Here is an 18,132-nt window from a genome sequence, read left to right on the forward strand (position 1 = left end):
ACATCGCCGACTACATCGTCAGCTTCTACAACAGCGTGCGTCTGCACTCCACACTGGGCAACTTGCCTCCCAATGCCTTCGAGCAGCAATCGGCAATCACACAACCTGTCGGGCTGTGCGAAATAACTTGACCAGGACACATCGAACGTGAGCGATGCTATCGCAGATGATGAGGCGGCTGTGCTCGCAAGGTTTGCGGATCTCAACACATGCCGCCATGGTCGGTCGCGAGTTGATAACACGTTCTAACCCGACTTTCTGTTCCACCAGACCTCGGACCCCAGAAACGACAGTACCATCTTCGCCACCGGTTTTTAGCAATGGGAGGCCAGCGATGGGATTGCAATGCTGCACGGGCGCCCAGATGAGCTGCTCGATGGGCACCTCGCCCGCCAGTTTCAACGCCACGCCCCGGCCCTTGACCACGTCCGGCGTGCCGGTGGGCAACATCATGGACCATGTGCCGATGATGAACATCGCGCCCTTCGGCCTCTGCCAGAGCCCCGCCAACCCGATGGTGGCGGCGGCCACCGCAGCGGCCGCAGGCACCTTGACGCCCCAGCCCTGCATCCCTGCCACCGCCTCGCCTTGGTCGCCCGGCTCGCCGATGGTGTTGATTGGGGGCATGCCCGCGCTGAATAACAGCTCGACGCTGAGCTGCATGTGGTCAGGAACTGTCAGTTTTGCGGATGCAGGGCAGGCAGCGTTGACGGTGCCTTGAGCCCGCTCATTGCGGCAGGTCGATGGCACACAGCTCACCGCCTGCACTGCCGGTGAATGCCTGCTTGCTGTCCGGCGTGAAGCAGGCGGCTGTGACATGGCCCCGGTGCAGGCGCTGGCCAAAGCACTCGTCGCCGGAATGGGTGTCGAACACCGAGACAAAGCCGCTTGAGTTGCCGACCAGCGCATAGCACTCATCCTTGCTGATGGCGAAGGCGGTGACGGTCAAGCTGGCGTCGTTGAAGGGCGGTGGCGCTTTGATTGCGCTGCCGCTGAGGCTGTGGACGAACAAGCCGGCGCCGAATTTGCCCACTGACCAGGCGTTTGTGCGCGTCTTCAAGCCCGTCTCGATGCTGGCGACAGGCAGCCAGTCTGTCGGCGCAGTCGCCACCGCTGCCAGGGTTTGTGCATCCAGTTCGACCACGGCGGCATGCTTGCCTCGTGCAATTCGCGTGACCTTCAGCCGTTTTCCGTCTGCCGAGCAAACAATGCTTTGAATCTGCGTCACGAGGGCGGCGGTGCGGGTTGTCATGGCGGGAAGTCCTGGCCCTTTATTTTCTTGGCAGCGCGCAAGCTCATGTTGTAGTTGCTGGTGAAGGCAGGTCCGACCCAGAACTTGTCGGCGTAGTGACTGCCATCGGCACCCGCTTGGCGGTTGTAGAACGACAGCATGATCTTGAGGTTGCCCGCGCCGCCCGCATGGCTGTGGCGGGCGCCGTCGGCACTGTTGTAGCCCGTAGCGACCCAGTGCTGGGCCAGCGGTTGCGTGTGATCGACGTCGTAGCTTTGCCGCCCCACCAGCGCGCGGATGGCGGCATCGGTCATCAGGCGGTATTCGGCTGCCGTGCGGCTTGGGCCGTCGCCACCAACGAAGATTTGTCCGTCGCGCACCAAACGGGTGTAGGCGGCGTTGGAGGTCGTGCTCTTCAAGCTGATCAGTGCTGCCGAAATGTTGGCTGTGGCGCTGGCGCGCAGCGCGGCCGAGGCGCTGCCGTAGCCGCTGCCATTGATGTAGAGGTCGTTGCGCACGTCAAAGCCACCAGGCAGTTTGCGCTGCGCAGGCACGGGGCTGAAGAAGTCGGTGCTGTCGCTCAATCCGCGCAACACACCCGCCAGCGCGTTCGAGGCGGTGCGAATCTGCGCGGTGCGGGCGGCATCGGTCAGGCTCGTGTCCCGCTTGAGCCGTGCAATCGTGCGGGTGTGGCCGCGTGCGACCTCAACCTGCGGGCGCTGCGTTGGGTTGGCTGCCGCCACGGCAGTCAAAAATTCCAGCACGGGCCGAGGCCGCGAGGCCACGGTCAGCTCGTTGTCGCCGCTGGGCGCGAAGTAGATCGAATGCGACGCACCTGCTGCGTCCTGGAAACCCACCCGCAGCCCCAGCCAGCCCCGCACGGCTGACACGGCATTGCCAGCACTGTCGGCAATGAACTGCCCCAGCCGCCTCGCCATATTGACGATCCACGCAATCACGCTGTCCAGCGCCCGATCAATCGGCGCGCGAATACGGGCGATCACGCCGCGTACCTGGTCGGCCACCCGGCCCAGGCCTGCGAAGCCGGCGAGGAAGTTGACGGCCAGGGTCAGCAGGCCGGCCAGGGTGGTCTCCACCCGCGTGGCGGCGGCCTCGATATTGCCGGCGGCGATGGCCATCATCGAGTCAAGGAAGCTGGTGATGACTTGTGCGATGCGGCTCAACTGGGCGATGAAGGTCGTCACCGTGCCGTAGATCGACATGATGGCGGTGATGAAGCCCGCACCGGGGATGAACATGGCGATCAGACGCGGCACGGCGCGCGTCAGCACCAGGTTGACCACCATGTCGATGATGCCGTCGATGGCCATCTGCTTGAGGTTGGCCAACTGCTCCTGCATCTGTGCCCAGGCGGCGGCGGGGCCGTCGCGCACCAGGGTGACGACGAGGTCGAAGCCGCTCTCCATCGCCCGCACGGCAGGCTCGCCCACGGCCGTCGCCAGCTTCTGGCGGATGTTGGCCCAGCTCAGGCCCAGCACCGACAGCACGAACTTCAGGATCTCCGGCAGGCTTAAGGCCTGCGGGATGTAGATGCCCGGCAGCGAGCCGGTCAGCCAACTGACGATGCTGGTCTGCATATGGCGCAGGATGTTGCGGCCGAAGCGCTGGAAACCCGCCTTGGCCGCATTCACCAGATTCATCACGAAGCCGATGGGGTTGCGGAAGATGCCCTGGATCGCCCCGCCCGCCCGCCGCAGATAGCCCATCGCGCCGGGGGCCACGACCGAGAAGATGATCTCCAGCAGCTTGATGACGGTGCCCAGGCCCCAACTGAGGAACTGGCCGGCGATGCTGCCGAACACGCCGATGATCCTGGCGAAAGCGCGCGGCACGATGATGATGTCCACCAGTTGCAGCGACTGGAAGGCAGCCAGGAAGGTGCCTGGGATGGCGGTGACGATGCCCATCAGCCCGGACAGCGCGCCCTCGAACCACGCATAAGCTTGGCCGATGGCATTGCCGCGCTGGATGTTCTGCCAGATCTCGTCCTGGCCAATCAGGGTCATGAAGCCGCCGAGCAAGCTGGCTGGGGTGCGCGGCACGGCCGCCCCGGTGACGGGATCAAAACCGAGGATGGCTTTGAGCAACGGGTAGCCGCGCGTGGGCTCGATCAGGGCCGCGATGGGCCTCAGGATCGCGTCCTTGATGAAGGTGATGATGCCGCTGATCAGGCCAGTGCCGAAGGCGATGATGCGGTCGATGGGGCCGGTGACGATGCGCTTGGCGCGGTTCCAGACGCCGTCCAGATCGAAGATGTCCGTCCAGCTCAGGCTGTCGAGAAAGTCGTCGATGGATTGGCGGATGGCGCTGCCGATATCGCCCAGCGCACTGAGCTGGCCTTCGGCCCAGTTGGCCACCTTGTCCACGATGCCGTGGTTGTCCAGCGCCTGGGTGATCAGCGGCCCGCCGGGGATCAGTTGGATCATCGCCCGCAGCAGATTGGCCGCGGTGCGCGGCACGGCGCGCAAGCTCACCGGGTTGAAACCCAGCAGCAGGGCCAGCATGCTGAAGCCGGGGATCCAGGCCGCCTTGTCTGCGAAAAAATCGAGCGCGTCCTGGATGCCCAGGCGGTGGACGGTTTGCGGCTGCGCGCGTTCACGCACTGAGGTGTCCACGCTGCGGTGCACCGTCTGCGTGGCTGCACCCTGCTGGATCGTGTGCGTCAGCTCGTGGGCGATCAGTTCGCGGCCAGCCGGGGCGTCGGGCTGGAAGCGGCCTCGGCCAAAAAACACATCGCGCCCGCTGGTGAAGGCCGCTGCGTTGAGCCGTCGGCTGGCGCGCGCCGCTTCGTCACCGGTGTGAACACGGACATTGGAAAAATCGGCTTGAAAGCGCGGCTCCATGTCGCGCCGCAGGCGGCGTGGCAGGGGCTGGCCGGCGGAGCTGCCAACGCCGAGGGCTGCGGGGATATGGGTCGTGGCGGGCACCGCGCTGGCGAAGCGCCGCGATTGCGGTGCCACGGCTGCCGATGGCATGGCGATGATGCGGCGCGAGACCCGTTCGGCCTCGCGCTCGGCCGGGTCGCTGGTGCGCGAGACAGGCACGGCGGCAGCGGCTTGGGCGGCGCGCACGGCGGGAGCGGGCACGCGGATCGAGACGGGGCTTTTGGCCTCCGGCGCGCGCAAGACCATCCGGGCTGTTTGTGCAGCGGCGCTCACACGGTCCGCCCTTCCTTCAATAACTCACGGCGCACGCCTTCTTGCGTGTCCTCAGCCCGCAGCACCGCATCACCCCGCGCCATCGCCCGCAGGCAGGCATAACGCAGGACATTGAGGATGGTGCCGCCGCTCAGCTCAACCTGCTGCGCCAGCCGCTCCAAGTCCAGCGACGGTTCAAGCGTGACCTCGGCCGGGATCGCCTCGCGCCACAACCGCAGGCGCTCGGCCGCCTTGGGCAGGGGAAAGTGGATGACCGACTGAAAGCGGCGCAGAAACGCATCGTCGATGTTCTGCTTCATGTTCGAGGCCAGCACCACCACGCCGCTGAAGGCTTCGATGCGTTGCAGCAGGTAGCTGACCTCTTGGTTGGCATAGCGGTCGTGCGAATCGCCAACGCCGGTGCGCTTGCCGAACAGGGCATCGGCCTCGTCGAAGAACAGGATGTGACCTTCCCGCTCGGCCGCGTCGAACAGGCGCGACAAATTCTTCTCGGTCTCGCCGATGTATTTGGACGCCACCAGGGACAGATCGACCCGGTGCACCTCGCGCCCGCAGCGCTCGCCCAGCAGGCAGGCGCTGAGCGTCTTGCCTGTGCCCGGCGGGCCGTGGAACAGGCTCACATGGCCCGCGCTGATGCGGCGGCCCAGGCCCCAATCGTTCAGCAGCCGGTGGCCGTGGGTGAGCCACAGGCCGATGTCGTCCAACTGGGCCAAGGTCGTGGCGGGCAGCACCAGGTCATCCCAACGGAGGCCGGTCGTCACGCGGGTGGCCAGGGCGCTGCGGTCGACAAACTGCGGCAGCGCCGGGCCGGGCAGGGCCAGTGCCAGGAAGGCGGGGGACGGTTGCAGCAGGCCGTGGAGCAAAGAGCCGCTGGCTGCCGCCTCACCTGGCGGTGGTGTGACCTGGATCAGGTCATGCTGTGCCAGCCGCTGCAGGGTGCGCAGGCGGGCGGCAAGGTTGTCGCCCGCGAGCACAAAGCAGGCGGTTTCGACGGTTGGCAACAGTGCGCCGCCGGGGCCGATCAGCGCGCCGAATTCGGTGAATGGCCGCTGCGTGCCGGGGTTGGGCGTGGCCAGCACGTCGAGCAGTTGCGGGCGCAGATGCGGGGCCAGGGCCAGGGCCATCAGCAGGCGCTCGGTGGGGTCGAGCCGGTGGTGCTGAATTGCCGCCGCGTAGCTGCCGGTGCTGGTCAGGGCGGGTGGCGGGGCAAGTGCACCGGGCAGCTCGGGCGAGCTGGGGGTGGTGGCATGGAAGTAGTGCGCCAGCCGTTGCTCGATCACCTGGGCCAGCCACTCCAGTTCAGCCTCCAGGGTGGCGGCATCGATGGGTGACGGCTCGGTGCGCTTCATGGCGCGCGCCACTCGACCATCAGCGGCAGCGGCATCCAGGGCAGCTTGACCAGGCTGATCGACCACGGCAGCAGATCGAGCAGCAGATCGAATCCCTCGGTCTGCATATGCATCTGCCAGGTGCCCTCGGCCTTGCGCAACAGACCGCGCCGCTGCAGGAAGGACAGGCGCAGACCCTCGACGCTGGTGTTGCCAAGTGCCTTCCAGTGGCTGCGCACGGCGACGAGCAGGCTGTCGATTTCCTCCCCATCAGCAGCCGTGGGGCGGGGCAGCGCTGCGGTCAACGCGTCGTCGGGTGCGCGGCCCAGTAGCAGCTTGATGAGGGGCAGTTGATGCTCGGCCGCCTCCCCGTCGCCGCAGGCCAGGGCGTGCAGCAAGGCGCAGGCGCGGGGCAGGGCAGCATCGGCAATCGCACGGCCCGTGTCATCGACAAGCCCGCAGCCTTTGAGCAAGCGGGGCAGGTAGGGGTGGAGCAGCACCAAGCCGGCCAAGGGGACGAGTTGGGTGTCGGGGGCGGCTGCAATGGGTCTGACCTGGGCGAGGCCTTGGCGGGCAGGCGGTGCTGAGGCGGGCAAGCCCTTGGCCGGTGCGTCGCCCAGGGCATGGCGCAGGGCGGCGGCCAAGTGGATATCGGGCACGGTGGGTGACGGTATTCGGAGGGGGGCGATGTCGGCGGGCAAGTCGGCAATCCACCGCACCACGGCGAGGGCATCCAGCGAGCCGGTGACCGTGTCGCCCGTCGAGAATGAGGCACGCAGACCTTGGAACGTCGGCCACACCAGCCACAGAGCCACCCATTCGAGGGCGGTGCTGGAGCTGGCCAGCAGGGTGAACCAGGCATCGGCCAGGGCCGGGGCGATGCCTGCCGGGCGCGGGCTGTTTGCCAGCCAGCACTGCCGCTGCGCGGGGCTCAGCAGGGGTAGCCAGCGCAGCAAGGCACCGATGCGGGCGGGCAGGGGCGTGGCCGTTCCCGTGCCCAAGAGGTCATCCAGCACAGCCGCGGTGTGGTCCTGCTGCGCCAGCAATGCCTCCAAAGCCCCCTGCGCCGCGCCTTGCAGCACTTGTCGTTGCGCCTCGGCACCCAGGCCCGCCAGTGCCCAGGGCAGGCTGGCGGTGGTGAGGTAGTGGCGCAAGGCGGCGTGGGCGGACTCGGCGGTCGTGGAGATGGTGGGTTGCGTGAGGTCGGCGGCCTGCTCCGCCGAGTGTGTGGTGACATCGACGCGGCGCACGGCATCGGCAGGCCACGCACGCTCCAGCGCCACTTGCAAAGCGTCGGCCACCAGGGTGGGCAAATCGGCGTCCATCTGCGCCAAGCTGCTGGCATCCAGGTGCAGGGTCAGCAAGGGCAGATGCCAGACCTCGTCGCCCAAGGCGATGCTGGCAAAGGCCTGTTCCAAGGCCGCGCCGACGTCCTCGCTGCTGCGGTGCAACAGGCGTTGCAAGGCAAATGCGTCCGCCGCGTTCGGCGCACGCGCCTGCCAGCGCAGGCGGCGCACGCGGTGGATGCCTGAATCAGCCATGACCGTCAACCACGGCCGATGCCGCCAATCACCCGCAGCTTGCCGATCAACACCGACTGGCCCACGCCCGCGCCGGACGAGATACCGGTCAGCCGGGTGTCGAGCACGGCCTTGGCCGCAGAGTCCTGGATCATCGAGACGCTGCGGCCCAGTTGGGCCGTCAACTCCACCCCGGCGTCGCTGGCCACGTCGATATTGCCGGTCACCACGCGCTCGGTCACGGTGGCAACGGCGGTGGCCAAGTCGGTTTGCGCGGTGGCCAGATCACGCTCGAACAACACGCGGCTGTCGTCAGGCAGGGCGGGCTGGGTCAGCATGTCTTTCAACTCCTGGACCCGGGTGAGCTTGCCGGTCATGTCGCGGGCGTTGAATTCCAGATAGCTGTCGCCCTTGAGCCCATCGAGTCCGGCCAGGCCCGCCACCAAGGTGCGCTTGGGCACGACCGCGTTATTGGGAACAAACACGCCCTGCACCAGGCCTTGGATGTTGGCGGTCTGCTTTTCGAGATCGCTCTTGAAGCTCTGCCGCTCGACCAAGACCCGGTCGCTGACCTTCAGATCAATCGGCCGCAGCACACGCAGGCCGCCGGTGACGACAAAAGGCGGGCGGTACGGCGGCAAGGTCAGCGGCGGCTCCACCGGCTCGGGCGTCACCACCTCGGCCGCCGGGTAGGGCAGGGTGAAGTCGCCCACCACCCGTCCGCCGTCGTCATACACCAGCACCAGGGTGCCGCCGCGCCAGGCGCCGCCCAGGTGGTCGAGGCCGGGGTGGTCTTGCACGAACTGGGCGAACATGAGCTTGTCGTCGGCGCGGTCGTCATGGGCCTGGATCAGGTTGTCGAGCCAGTCGATCCAATGCGGCTGGTTGGTGTGGAACAGCGAGTCATAGGGCGAGACAAAATCGGTGCGCGAGACATGGCCCAGGCTGGCGCGGGAGTTGCCCACCGTCTCCAGGCCGGTGGCGTAGCTGGCGCGCCAGCCCGCGCCATTGCCCGCAATCTGGGCCTTGTAGCCGCTGTGGCTGGTTTGCGAGAGCACCGGCCGGGCGGCGGCCTGCACATTGCTGATGGCCGCCATCGCGCTGCTCGCCACGGTGATGACGGAAGCCCCGCTGTCGGTGATGGCAGGCACCTGGGCGCTGGCCACGGCCGTCGTCATGTCGGCCAGATGGCGGCTGCCAAAGCTGAGGCTTTCGTCCAGCCGCAGGCTCACGTCCTGGCGCACCAGATAGTGCAGGCTGTGCAGCGGCGTGTAGCGGATCAGCGGCCGGCGCTTGATGAGTTTGCGGTCGTTGTGCAGCAGCACTTCCTGCACATGGATAGGCAGGTTGCGGTCGGCAATCACCCGGCGCAGCTCGTCGCCCACGGCCTCCACCTGGTGGCCCAAATGCCCTTCGACGCGGAAGAAATCAAAGCCGCCGATGGCAAAGCCCAGTGGATCGCGGGCCTGGGCGCTGCTGGCCCAGTTGGTGCTGCGGTAGCCGAGGTTCTGGCCCTCGCGGTGGCTGGCCGAGAGGCGGAAGTTCCAGGCGACGTGGATGGGAGGGCCTTCGGTGGTGTCGTTGTTGCCACGGTAGTGCCAGGGGATGGCGCGCTCTTCCAGCGTGCGGGCATCGCTGTGGCTGGGGGTGATGACGGTCGCCACATCGGTGGGCAGGGCAAAGGCGCGGATCAGCGCATCAAGCTTCCAGGCCAGGAAGCGGCCGTGGGCGGCGCTCTGGCGGGCCGAGGCATCGAGCGGCGACGGGTAGAGCCCCGTGCGCTGTGCGCGCGGGTCGGCCAGCGCGCCGAGCAAGAGGTGCTTGGGGAAGGCGGCCACGTCGGGCAGCATCACGCCGTCGTCGTTCAGCAGCGCCTCGCGCAGCTCGCTCCACTGCGTGATCAGGTCTTTGATGAAGCTGTACCAGACCTGGCATTCGCCGCTGGCGGTCGAGTTGACGAGGCGGTTGACGCTGCCTTCCAGGGCCGCTTGCCAGCGCCCGGTCGGGTCGCCACCAAACATGTCGCTGAGCACCTCGGGGCATTGCCGCGCCAGCACCGGCAGGGCACGCAGCAGGTCGCGCAGGCTGAGGTTGGCGGTGTCGCGGTAGCGGGCGGCCAGCACGCCGACGCTGGTGATGTCGCGCGCCAGGGCCGGGCGGCGCATGGCCAGTGCGGGCAGGGCCTGGGCGCGGGTGCTGACGGGCAGCAGCGGCCGGGCATCGAGCAGGGCTTGCGCATCGGCGCGTGAAATCAGCAAGAAGCGCAGCCGGTGCAGGGCGTCGCGGCCCAGGTTGTCGCAACCGGTGCCGCTGCACAGGTCGGGGTCGTTGACCACCGTTTCCATCAGCATAAAGACCGCTTTGTCCGACAGGCCGCCGGTCAGGCTCGCCAGGGGCATGGCCAGCACGTCGCTTTCGCCGACCGGCACCAGCTCTTGCAGATCGAGCATCGTCTCGCCCGCATGCAGCGGCGGATAGACAGCGGCGGTGGCGTCATAGGGGCGGAAGCGGTCGTACACGGTGTCCGCGCCCAGCCGCATCAAATCGCCGTCGGTGCTGACGCCAAAGCCCGCGCTGATTACCACGGTGGGCTGCACGCTGCCACTGCCCTGCAGCGACACATGCAGGCCGGCGACCAGACCCACGCCGTCGAGCAGCACGCGGCCCAGGCGCAACTGGTCGTCGAGGTAGTCGGACACGCTGTTGAGCTGGCCGTGCGTGAGCACCTGGTCGGGCTCGAAGATGGCGTAGTGGTCGGCCAGTGTGTCGAGGCTGCGGATGACTTGAAGCGGATCGGCCATGGTGCTTGCTCCTGATTTGTTTAAGCGGCGGTTGGCGGCTCACTGCCCAGCGAAGCCTTGCCCAGGATGAAGGGAGGCTTGGTGTCATCGCCCGTGCAGTCAAACAGCGCGCGTACCGGGTAGACGTTTTTTACCGCCATCAGCGCCTGCAGCAGGGCCTTCAATTTTCCCGCCCGGGCGGTCGTGCTGAAGCCACCCGCCAGCATCAGCCAGTCGCGCCACGCCGCCTGGAACTGCGACATGTGGTCGGGGCTGACCCAGCAGACGGTGGGCAGGATGTGGGCCGGCACCTCGCGGCGGACCGTGTGTTCGACGAACTGGCGGAAGCCGTGGTCCTGGAAGCGCCCGGCGTAGGCCGGCAGGATGATTTGCAGGCGGTAGCTGTAGGGGTCGACGTCCAGGCAGTCGTCGCAGCTGGGGTCGGCGCAGATCGTGAACAGCGGGTCACTGTCCTGAAGCGGGCGCAGCAGCAGGTGCTCGACGACGTACAGCCCTTCGCCGCCGTAGTGGCCGCGCAGATAGGTCATCAGCTTGGCAATCGCGGCCTCCATCTCCGCGCTGTTGGCGAAGTAGCGGATGCGGCGGGCCAGCACCTCGCCCTCGGCGTTGATGATGTTGAAGTAGGGACGGCCCTTGCTGTCGATCAGGCGCTGGTAGCCCTCGGGCTGTTGGCCACGCTCGATCGCCAGGATCATCTCGGCGCGTGCGGCCTCGGGCGTTGGGTAGCGGGTGCTGGACGACAGCAGGATGTTGTGCGTGACGTTGTGGCGCACGCGGAAGCGGTACTCGGTGACCGAGTCCGGCACATGGTCGATCTCGTTGTAGGTGTCGTAGCTCACCAGCCCCAGGTCGCGGCGGCTGAAATCGGCGATGCCCAGCAGGGCGGCCAGACGGCGCTCCAGGCCGCTGACGTTGTCGGTGTTCCAGATCTCGTCTGCCGTGGCGGGGCGTTGGCGCATCGCCCCGGCGCGGTTCATCGTGACCTCGGCTGCGTCGGCCAAGAAGCGGGCCTTGTCGCCGATCAAGCGGCCGGTCAGCGTGTGGAAGGCCGAGGCCATCGCGCCCGAGTAGTCCGAAAAATCCTCCGCGATGCGGGCCAGCAGGTGATCGAGCAGGCGGTGCTGGCGGGTGGCCGCGTCGGCAGGCGATTCCATCGCGTCCAGCAGCGTTTGTTGCAGCGTTTGCGGTGTTGCGCCAGCGGGGTAGAGCTTGGCGACATCGACGACGCTGTCAACGATTTGCGAGGCCAGTACATGCGGCGCAACCGGGGCCCCGAGGCCGAAGCGCAGGGCCACTTCCTGCAGCGCCGTATCGGCGACCGACAGACGCAACCGCGCCTGCGACAACAGCGCCAGTTGGTCGGCCATCAACTGGTCGAACAGCAGCAAGAATCCCTTGAATTGCAGCACCTGGGCCAGCCGCTGCGGCGTCGCCCGTTGGCTCAGGCCCGCCTCGCCAATGCCGTACAGCGCCGGGAAGTCGCGCTGCACCGAGTCCCAGGCCGCCAGCGGGCGGCTGTGGCCCAGGTGCGGTACCGGTGTGGTCGTGCCCATCGGGGTCTCGACCGCCAGCCTCGCCGCTTCGCGCAGCGCCGCCAGCCGCGTGGCCACGGGGCCGGGCATGTCGGCGATGTTCCACCCCTGCACCGCCAGGCCGTGCTTGCTGAACACCAGACGGCCCTGGTTCAGCGACAAGCGCGGCAACCGCCCACGCAGCACCTCGATCCGCCAGGCATTGGACACTGGCACAGGGTCGGCCACCACCTCGGTGGGGTCGGCGTCGGCGGCGTTCTCATCGCCCTCATCGGTGCGCTTGAGCGGGTTGATCGTCAGGCTGCGCACCGAGCGCAGGCCGGGCACGTCCATCGCCACGCCGATCACATCGGACAGGTGAATTTCAGCCGGCAGGGCGCTGGCCATCAGGTCGGCATCGTCCATGAAGCCGTTCTCCAGCAGCGGGCCATCGAAGGCTTCGGCCAGGGTCAGGCCGCGCGCCATCAAGGTCGCCAAATCGTGATTCGGCACCGGCGGGGCAAGCACTTGGCCGATGTCGAACAGCAGTTGGGCGGCGACCTCGGTCACGTCGGCATCGGGGGTCAATTCCAGCTCGGCGCAGACGGAGAAATACTCGGCGCGCACGGCCCGCACTTCAATGAAGTCTTCGCACAGATTGCGGGCGGATTCGAGCGCGCGGCGCACGGCGGCCAGCACGCTGTTGCGCTCGACCTGCGTGTTGACTGAATCCATGAACTCGACCCGCACGCGGTAGAGGCCCGCCAGCGGCACTTCCTGATATTGCGGGTGGTTCGGCTTTGTTTGGCGCAGCGCCTTGCGGCGCAGATCGGCATACAGCAGCACGTCGGTGACGTTTTCGATCCAGGCATTCTTCACGCCCGGCAGGTCGATCAGCCACTTGCGCCAATCCAGCTCGGTCAGTGCCCGGTTGGGCAGGACGGCGCGCGGGGCAAAGAATTGCGCGCTGCCGTCGGTGTCCCCTGCCAGCCGGTCTTCGATCGGCAGGCTGTGGCGGTAGGCCAGCTCGGTCAGCGCGTAGCAGAGCAGTTCGAGCGTGGTGATGCCGGGGTCGTGCGTGTTGTGGTCGGTCCACAGGCCGCTGGACAAGCGCCGCACCTCGGCCAGGCTCTCGTCGAACAACGCCCGGGCGTCGAAGGCCGGGTTGGTGTCGGGCAGCGCGGAGATGGGCGGGAGGCGTTCGAGGGTTGTCATCTCAAAGCTCCTCAATGCGGTGCCGCGCGGCTGAGACGAGAATCACATCAGGCGCATCCGGCACGATCTCGGCCACGTCCTCGCGCGAACCTTCCAGGCTCAGGCGGAAGTCGGTGACGAAGTCGACATCGGGCAGGTCTTCAACGAAATCGAGCAAGGCGGAGCGCAAGACTCGGCCACCGAAGCCCAAGGTCGTCGTTCCATCAAACGCCCACGGCGACAGTGCCTGCCGCAAGGCCAAGTCAATCTGCGGCTGCAAGAAGTTGAAGCCCAGGCCGTTCTCTGCCCGCAACCGCACCTTGAAATCGACCTGCACCGCCCGGTAGCCGGGGTTGCGCACATGGACCTGCGTCTGCGGGCCGACGCGGGCCAGGAGGTGCTCGCGGATGCGGGTCAGGGTGTCCAGATCCACACGGGGCCGCAGTGGATCGATGGCATTCATATGGCGCAGATCGGGCACGACCACCACCATGAAATGCCCGGCCGCCAGCCACGAGGTTCCGCTTGCCGTGCTGTTGGCGTGCGGGATGCACTTGGCGCGGTAGACGGCCGGAAAGGCTTGCAGCACCAGGCGCTCGATGTCCCAGGGCGTGATGGCCCGGTCGCGGTGGCGCAGGCGCTCCGACGCGCGACGGGCCAGGGCGGCATCGCTTTCGATCAGCGCGCCACCGAAGGACGCAAAGGGCTGGGCGATGGACTTGATGGCGGGCAGCGGAGTCTTGAGCCTGGTGATGCGGGCGGCGGGTAGCGGAGATTTCAGGCGTTGCGGGTCGTTGCTCTGATCGATGAACTGCACCTCCAGCGCGTTGGCAAAAACGCCGATCACATCGCAGGCCGCTTTTGCGTTGCCTTTGGGCTCGGCCGGGGTGCTGGCGCGCAGCCAGACCAGGCCGGTCGGCGCGCGGCTGTTGGTGGTGGTCGTCTCCTTGGGCAGGACGCAGGCGACGAGGCCGCTGCGGCGCAGATCGCTGGTGGTGTCCAACGCCAGCTCGCCGGGCACGAGGGCGCGCCAGGCGTTGTCGGCCAGCACGGCCCATTGCAGCTTTTGCGTGACGGCCAGCGGGTCGGCACTGCCCTCGGCCAGTTGCAGCAACAGGCTGACCGAGTCGCCCGCGTTGACGCTGCTGAGGCCGATCATCAGCTCGGCCGCCGCCGGGTGCGCGGGCAGAAGGTTGACGGCGGCCTGCGGTGCCCAGGGGCGGCTGAGCGTCAGCCAGGCCTGCTCGCGTGCCAAGCCCAGGGCATCGATCTGAAAGAACTGTACATCGGTGTCGGTCAGCGCCGAAAGCGCCGGGTCGGCGATGCGGCTGGCGTCGCTTTGCGCCGCGTAGTCGAGCGTGATCTCCTGGATCTTGGGCGTGTAGGGCTCGTTGAGCAGGGTCGGCACAAAGGTCTTGCGGGCCTCAATGTCGGCCGGAGGCAGGGCGGCTTCCAGCGCCTCGCGGCGGAAGTCGCTGTGCAGCAGGCTTTCGACCAGGCTCAGGGTGACGAAACCAGCGCGTGCGGTGGCCGCAGCCGTGTCCGAAAAAGCGGGGGTGCCGCCGAAGCGGCTGTGCTCGCCCAAAGCGCTGGCTTTGGAGCGGCGGTGCACCGGCTGCGCCCGTTCGCGGAACTCGGCGCGCTGATGCGCTTTGGCACTGCCGCTGGCGTGCAGCGCCAGGTTTTGCGTGGCGGGCGTGGGTGTGCTGTTGATCGCCCCGCTGGCGTTGATCGTGATCTGCGTCAGGGGCACGGCCAGGCGCGGCAGCAGGGTGACGGTGCTGGACGTGTGCGAGGCACCGGCCACATCGCGCCAGGTGGCCGTGGCCCCGATGCCGTTGCGCATCTGCGCGACCTTGCTGTAGTGGGCGTAGTGGGCGGACAGGTCGGCAGGCGCGCCCTGCCAATTGATGTTGAGCGTCATCGACGTCAGCGGTTTGCCCAGCGCCTCGGCGCAGCCGACATAAAATCGCGAACCCACCACCGGCTGCGGGCCGAAGGGCAAAAACGCCTTCTTGGGGCTGAGCGTGGCCTCGTCGCTCTCCAGCAGCAGGCCGCGCAGGCCGGTGACGGCAACGGCAACTTGCGCGTTGGCCAGGGTGATGGAGGCCAGCGCGCCATAGCCCAGCGCGGCATCGGGTTTGAGCAGGCACTGGATGACCGGCAGGCTGGCCGGGAAGTCGTGCAGGTGGACGGCAGGGTCGTGATCGACGATGGCCGCCACGCCGGAGGTGATCGGGATGGTCAAGGTCAGCAGATCGGCCGCCAGGCTGGCCGTCATCGACAGCGGCCCGAGCCAGCCTGCGGGGCCACTCAGATGCGCCTCGAAGCTGGTAGCGAAGGCGGCGGCGGTGAGTCCGGTGGGCCAGCCGCCGACGCGCAATTTCAAGCTGATGCTGCGCTCGCCCTCGGCCAGCCGCAGGACCGATGACGCGAGGGCAAAGCCGATCGGCGCCGGCGGCAGGCTGCTGCGGCCGAAGGGCGGCCAGCGCGGCGCGGTCTTGTCCAGCGGTGCGCCCAGGCCATCGGCGGAATTGGCGACCGGCGCGAACAACAAGCGCGGGCCATCGCGTACCACGCTCGCCAACCGCACGACCTGTGCATGGCCCACCACCGTGCTGCGCCGTGGCGCGAACAACTGCTCGACCTTCAGCGCGTCCTTGCCCGCCGTGAAGCGTTCGGCCGGGGTGATGGCCAGCGGAGCGGCGCCCTTCTTCAGCTCCAAAATCACGTGCGCGCGATCCGGCCGCGGCGGCAGCGGCTTGAAGCCCAGCACCTGCTGCATCTGGAACTGCAAATGCTCGGCCGTGAACTGGTTCAGCAGGGCCTGCGGGCGGGCGAGCTGACGCAAAAAGGCCAGGATCAGCGCGTGGTGCGGGGCGACGCCACCGGCAGCGTTGTTGGCCGTCCCTTGGGCCAGGGCATCCAGCGCAGCGATGCTACCGGCCGGCAGATAGGGCAGCCAGTTTCCGGTCGCCGTGGCGGGGTTGCTGGCGTAGAAACGGATCAGCGGAGCCAAGGCGCGCAGGCTGTTCAGCAGGCCGTCGGCATCGCGGTCGTCCAGCGGCGCGCTGGCGGGGTCGCGGGCGGCGGCGTCGCGCTCGGGCTGGGCGCAGCCCAGCTCGGCGATCAGGGCCGTGGTGATGGGGTCAGGGCTTGCCATCATCAGGCTCCCGGCAGCACGCGGTCGCGCAGCTCGTTGGCGTCGCCCAGGTAGTAGGGGTAGACGAGGTTGAAGCGGCTGTTGGTGCTGCGCACGCTGTAGTCGAGCCGGATTTGCAGCAGGCCTTGCAGGGCCTCGCTGTCGTCCACCACCAGCTCGATCACGCGGATGCGCGGCTCGTGGACCAGCAGGGTGGTGGTGATGCGGTCGATCAGCAGGGTGCGCAAGGTGGTGGTCAGCGGCTCGAACAGCAGGGGCGTCATGTCGAGCCCGAACTGCGGCTGCAAGACGCGCTCGCCGGGCAGGGTGCCGAAGAGGATTTGCAGGCTTTGATGGATGTCCACCTCGTCTTCGACCATCGCCACCTGCCCGCCCGCAAAGCTGGGCGGAAAGGCAAAGCCGCGGCCGAGAAAATTGGGGTGGTCGTCGAACGTGGCCATGGTGTTGTTTGCTCCGTGGTCTACCCGAGCTGGATGGCCGAGCCGGCCACCTTGACCACGCCGCCGCTCTTGATGTCGTTGCTGGCCGTGCCCTCGCAAGTCAGCGCCGTGCCGGCCTTCACGTCCATCAAGGTGCCAGCCTCGAACTTGCCCTCGGTGCCCGACTTCAGGCTCAGCGCCTTGCTGCTCTCGATGACGATGCCGTCGCTGCCCAGCACGATCTTGTTGCCGTTCTGGTCCTTGATGGTGATGCCCTTGGCGGCGTCGTCGAGCACCAGGCTGTTGCCACCGGGCGTGAGCAGGGTGACGATTTTTTTCTCGTCGTCGAACAGCAACTGGATGCCGCTGCGGCTCTTGTAGCCTTTTTGCGGGTTGTCATTGCTGGGCGACAGCGGCGCGGCCATGGCGCTGCTGTGCAGCATGCCCAGGATCACCGGCTGACGCGGGTCGTCATCCAGAAAACCGACCAGCACCTCGTCGCCAACCTCGGGGCGGAAGAAAAAGCCGCGATCCGATCCCGCATCGACGGCCGCCACGCGCGCCCATACGCCGTCATCGCCGTCCACCACCAGGGGCAGCATCACGCGCACGCGGAACTCGCCCTCGGGGTCTTCGTTGTCGGTCACCACACCCGCTTGCAGGCCCGCCACAGGTGCCAGCAGGGCGGCGGTGCGGTGGCTTTGCAGGCGCTCGCGCAGGGCGGGGTCGGGCGCAGTACCGCCGAATTGCAGATGCGTTTTCCAGCCGCCGGTGGTGTCGAACTCGTGGCGCACGCCGCTGATGAGCACGTCGCCCGAAAAGCGCTCGCCGACGCCGCTGAGCTTGACGGTGTCGCCGGGCAGGAGGGTGGCGATGCCCGCGCACTTCACGCGCCCGCTGACCAGATCAAGCCGCGTGGTCTGCCAGGCGGCGGCGGCCAGCGCCGTGGCTTCGGCATCGTCGAGCGCGGCGTGGCGCAGCAAGAGTGCGTCGGCACCTGCGCCGTTGGCGACGGTGTCGGGGTCGAAGTTGCCGGGGGGCTTGAAGGCGAGGGGCTCGCCATCGGTCGTGGTCACCGCCTGGTCGGCCGCGTGCCAGGTCAGCACCTTCACGGCGGTGGCTTGCGCGCGGCCATCGACCTCGGCGTCGATCTCCAGCAAGGTCGCACCGAAGCGCAACTCGGCGGCGGCACCGGCGATCTCGGGTTTCTTGATGGCTAGATCGGCCCCGCGGGTCAGCACCAGGAGCCCGTTGGCCGCCGCGCGGGCGTTGATGAAATCCCAGTCGCTGCAATCGTGCTGCACCAACTGCTTGTGCGTGACGCTGGTGCTGTCCACGTCGCCGCTGACACCGGCCGCGCCGAGCAGGGACTCCATCGCATCGCCATCGGTCTTGTCGAAGAAGTTGGCGCTGCGGCGCACCAGGGTCAAGCGGCTCGCGGCGTGGCGGCATTCGACGACCAGGGTGCTTGGCGAGGCCTCGCGCACTTTCAGCCGGATGCCGGTGACGATGCCTTTGAACACGATGGCTTGGTTCGACCCGGCCCCGGCCGAAATCTCCACCGCCGCGCCGGGCGCGAACAGCGGTTTGTTGCTCAAGGGAAAGTCACCCTGGCCCGCCGCGCCGTCCACGTACGTCAACCGTGCCGAGCCGATGCGGTTGGCGGCGGCCGTGACGCTGAGCGCCTGCAGGGCATGCTCGCGCGGCACGGCCTCGCCGTCCACCTTGACGGTGAACTCGCGGTGCTCGGCGGCGATGGGTAGGGTGCGTTCGGCGGGCATGGCGG

The 18,132-nt window shown here is 67.7% G+C and carries 10 protein-coding genes; 1 reads left to right on the forward strand and 9 read right to left on the reverse strand.

Annotated elements, in window-relative coordinates; all coding sequences use genetic code 11:
* Window positions 1-376: 376 nt before the first annotated feature.
* The gene (locus RMP06_RS08775) at window positions 377-721 is read left to right on the forward strand and encodes a DUF4280 domain-containing protein (protein ID WP_310461432.1); all 345 of its coding nucleotides are present in this window, start codon (window positions 377-379) and stop codon (window positions 719-721) included.
* 6 nt (window positions 722-727) lie between these two features.
* On the opposite strand, the gene RMP06_RS08780 is transcribed toward RMP06_RS08775, so the two are convergent.
* The 9 genes from RMP06_RS08780 to vgrG are packed head-to-tail and all read right to left on the reverse strand — an operon-like array spanning window position 728 to window position 18,127.
* On the reverse strand, window positions 728-1,252 hold the full coding sequence (locus tag RMP06_RS08780; RefSeq protein WP_310461395.1) for a WD40 repeat domain-containing protein: 525 nt from the start codon (window positions 1,250-1,252) through the stop codon (window positions 728-730).
* The gene (locus RMP06_RS08785) at window positions 1,249-4,383 is read right to left on the reverse strand and encodes an eCIS core domain-containing protein (RefSeq protein ID WP_310461396.1); all 3,135 of its coding nucleotides are present in this window, start codon (window positions 4,381-4,383) and stop codon (window positions 1,249-1,251) included. The genes RMP06_RS08780 and RMP06_RS08785 overlap by 4 nt, the downstream gene beginning before the upstream one ends.
* A 23-nt stretch (window positions 4,384-4,406) precedes the next feature.
* Entirely contained in the window at window positions 4,407-5,759 is a 1,353-nt protein-coding gene (locus RMP06_RS08790; protein ID WP_310461397.1) for an ATP-binding protein, read from the reverse strand.
* Window positions 5,756-7,279: a contractile injection system tape measure protein gene (locus RMP06_RS08795; protein ID WP_310461398.1), complete on the reverse strand. Its 1,524-nt coding sequence runs from the start codon at window positions 7,277-7,279 to the stop codon at window positions 5,756-5,758. The genes RMP06_RS08790 and RMP06_RS08795 overlap by 4 nt, the downstream gene beginning before the upstream one ends.
* A 5-nt stretch (window positions 7,280-7,284) precedes the next feature.
* A complete protein-coding gene (locus tag RMP06_RS08800) occupies window positions 7,285-10,059 on the reverse strand; it encodes a hypothetical protein (RefSeq protein WP_310461399.1) in 2,775 nt (924 codons plus the stop codon).
* A 20-nt stretch (window positions 10,060-10,079) separates the two neighbouring features.
* On the reverse strand, window positions 10,080-12,785 hold the full coding sequence (locus RMP06_RS08805; RefSeq protein WP_310461400.1) for a hypothetical protein: 2,706 nt from the start codon (window positions 12,783-12,785) through the stop codon (window positions 10,080-10,082).
* A 1-nt stretch (window position 12,786) separates the two neighbouring features.
* Window positions 12,787-15,927 (reverse strand): baseplate J/gp47 family protein, encoded by a 3,141-nt coding sequence (locus RMP06_RS08810; RefSeq protein WP_310461401.1) that lies wholly within the window; start codon window positions 15,925-15,927, stop codon window positions 12,787-12,789.
* Between the two features lie 2 nt (window positions 15,928-15,929).
* The gene (locus RMP06_RS08815) at window positions 15,930-16,367 is read right to left on the reverse strand and encodes a GPW/gp25 family protein (protein ID WP_310461402.1); all 438 of its coding nucleotides are present in this window, start codon (window positions 16,365-16,367) and stop codon (window positions 15,930-15,932) included.
* Window positions 16,368-16,387: 20 nt separating this feature from the next.
* On the reverse strand, window positions 16,388-18,127 hold the full coding sequence (gene vgrG / locus RMP06_RS08820; RefSeq protein ID WP_310461403.1) for a type VI secretion system tip protein VgrG: 1,740 nt from the start codon (window positions 18,125-18,127) through the stop codon (window positions 16,388-16,390).
* Window positions 18,128-18,132: the final 5 nt, after the last annotated feature.

It is taken from the genome of Sphaerotilus sp. (assembly GCF_031429695.1).
GTDB lineage: Bacteria > Pseudomonadota > Gammaproteobacteria > Burkholderiales > Burkholderiaceae_C > Sphaerotilus.